This is a genomic window from Rhizomicrobium sp. (assembly GCF_056722145.1).
Genome location: NZ_JBWZET010000057.1, coordinates 1 through 2647, shown reverse-complemented (window position 1 = coordinate 2647; position 2647 = coordinate 1). Strand labels below are relative to the sequence as shown.

Annotated in this window: 2 protein-coding genes and 1 pseudogene; 2 read left to right on the top strand and 1 reads right to left on the bottom strand. The window is 65.3% G+C overall.

Features of this window, described 5'->3' with window-relative positions; translation table 11 throughout:
• Window positions 1-506, bottom strand: a pseudogene (locus AC1P6P_RS03325) (prolyl oligopeptidase family serine peptidase); the annotation flags it as partial.
• A 103-nt stretch (window positions 507-609) separates the two neighbouring features.
• Here AC1P6P_RS03325 and dapF point away from each other — a divergent pair.
• Together dapF and mtaB are read left to right on the top strand one after the other, a co-directional pair.
• Window positions 610-1428 carry a diaminopimelate epimerase gene (gene dapF, locus AC1P6P_RS03320; protein ID WP_481401015.1) on the top strand — a complete coding sequence of 273 codons (819 nt, stop codon included), beginning with the start codon at window positions 610-612 and terminating at the stop codon, window positions 1426-1428.
• A partial coding sequence (gene mtaB, locus AC1P6P_RS03315) for a tRNA (N(6)-L-threonylcarbamoyladenosine(37)-C(2))-methylthiotransferase MtaB (protein ID WP_481401014.1) occupies window positions 1425-2647 on the top strand: 1223 nt, incomplete at its 3' end. The genes dapF and mtaB, both read left to right, overlap by 4 nt.

Genomic DNA, 2647 nt, shown 5'->3' with positions numbered 1-2647 from the left:
TCGAACTCGCGCACCACGACCGCATCGCCGCCGCCGCGCGACAGCTGCACCAGGCACCGCCTCATGGTGCCGGAACAGGCGGTGCCCTTCCACACCCAGTTCTCCTTCTCGTCGGCGGCGAGCTTGTCGAGATCGAGCAGCACCTCCCAGGTCGGTTCGGCCTTGGCATAATCGGCGACGGTCGTGCGCCGCCACAGGCCCTTGGGGTGCTCCTTGTCCTGCCAGTAGTTGTAGACATAGCCGTGATCCACCCCGCCGTAGGGGATGCGGTCCTTGGCATCCAGCACCTTGAGGATGAAATCGTAATTGGCCTGATAGGCGGGATCGGCCTTGAGCTGGCCGAGCGACTTGCCATTCTGTTCTTTCACCCAGGCCAGCGGCTTGTCGCCATGGACGTCTTCCAGCCAGATATACGGATCATTCATAGGGTTACCTTGAGGGGGCGCCGCAACGGCGGCGGTGGTGGCGGCAAAAGCGGCAAAAACCAGTGCGGCGGCGCGGCGCATACAACTCTCCAGCCCGGGAATCCGGGCGAAAAGTGGGGCCGGTCGGGCGTCCCCGTCAACCCGGCTCTAGTCCGGCGGCCCGGCGACGCTTATATAGCGGCCCATGACCCCGTTTTTGAAAATGCACGGCCTGGGCAACGATTTCGCCGTATTCGACGCGCGGAAACAGTCGCTTGAGCTCGACACGCCGACCACGCGGCAGATCGGCGACCGCCGCCGCGGCGTCGGCTGCGATCAGATCATTGTGATCGAGCCCTCGGAGACCGCCGACGCCTTCATGCGCATCCGCAATGCCGACGGCGGCGAAGTCGAGATGTGCGGCAACGCCGCCCGCTGCGTCGCGCGCCTGCTCCTCGATGAAGCCGGCAAGACCGCCGTTACCCTGATGACGGTCTCAGGACCGCTTTATTGCCAGGATGCCGGCGGCGGGCTCGTCACCGTCGACATGGGAACGCCGGAGCTTTTGTGGAACCGCATTCCCCTCGCCCGTCCGGTGGACACCAATCTCTTCGCCCTCAATGTCGATGGCGAGACTTATCCTTGCGCTGCCGTGTCGATGGGCAATCCCCATTGCGTGCTGTTCGTCGAGGATGCCGAGACAGCCCCGGTCGCGACGTTGGGTCCGCGCATCGAAACCCATCCGATGTTCCCCAATCGCACCAATGTCGAATTCGTCAGCGTGCGCAGCGACGGAAGCCTGCGCATGCGGGTGTGGGAACGCGGCGCCGGCATCACCCAAGCCTGCGGCTCGGGCACCTGCGCCAGTGTCGTCGCCGCCCACCGCCGCGGCCTGATCGGCGAACGCTGCGCAGTGACGCTCGACGGCGGCGTGCTCGCGATCGCGCTTGATGGCGGCCACGTCCTGATGACCGGCCCGGCGGCACTTGCCTATCGCGGCGAGATCGAACTGGCGCATCAATGAGTGTCGACATCATAACCTTCGGCTGCCGGCTCAACGCCTACGAGTCGGAGGCGATCCGGGAGCGCACGGCAGGACTCGACAACACCGTCGTCGTCAACACCTGTGCCGTTACGGCCGAAGCGGTGCGCCAGTCGCGCCAGCAGATCCGCAAGCTCCGGCGCGAGCGGCCCGGCGCGCGCATCATCGTCACCGGCTGTGCCGCCCAGACCGATCCCGACGGCTACGCCAAGATGCCGGAAGTTGATTTCGTGCTCGGCAACGCCGACAAGCTCGATGCCAAAAATTACGCCATCGGCATCAACGAGCGCGTCAAGGTCAACGACATCATGTCGGTGAAGGAGACCGCGGCGCAGTTCGTCGAATGTTTCGAGGGGCGGACGCGCGCCTTCCTGCAGGTGCAGAACGGCTGCGATCACCGCTGCACCTTCTGCATCATTCCTTACGGGCGCGGCAATTCCCGCAGCGTCGGCATGGGCGCGGTGGTGGAAGAAGCGCGGCGGCTGGCGGCCGGCGGCTACGGCGAGATCGTACTCACCGGCGTCGACCTCACCAGCTACGGCCACGACCTTCCGGGAACGCCGAGCCTCGGCGCCCTGGTGCGCAAGATTCTGAAACTGGTGCCCGAGCTGCACCGCCTGCGCATATCCTCGATCGACTCCATTGAGGCCGACGATGAGTTCATGCGGGCGATCGCCGAGGAAGGGCGGCTGATGCCGCACTTCCACCTCTCGGCCCAATCGGGCGACGACATGATCCTCAAACGGATGAAGCGCCGCCATTCCCGCGCCGATACCATCCGGTTCTGCGACAGGGTGCGGAAATTGCGCCCCGACGCCGCCTTTGGCGCCGACCTGATTGCCGGCTTCCCCACCGAAACCGACGACATGTTCGACAACACCCTGAGGCTGGTGGACGACGCCGGCTTGTCAATGCTGCATGTGTTCCCGTTCAGTCCGCGCCAGGGCACGCCGGCGGCGAAGATGCCGCAACTGGGCCGCGCCGCCGTCAAGGAGCGTGCTGCCCGCTTGCGCGCCAAAGGCACCGAGGCGCTTCAGCAATACTATTCCACGCTGATCGGGCGCGAAGAAACGTTGCTGGTCGAAAAGCCCGGTCTCGGCCGCACGCCTTCGTTTGTTCCGGTTGCATTCACCGGCGAAGCAGGCGATTTCGTCCGCGTGCGCATTACCGGCGCCACATCCGACCATCTCACCGGAGACAT

Coding starts and splice junctions, on each gene's coding strand:
- dapF (WP_481401015.1), top strand. CDS start 610: ATGACCCCGTTTTTGAAAATGCACGGCCTGGGCAACGATTTCGCCGTA.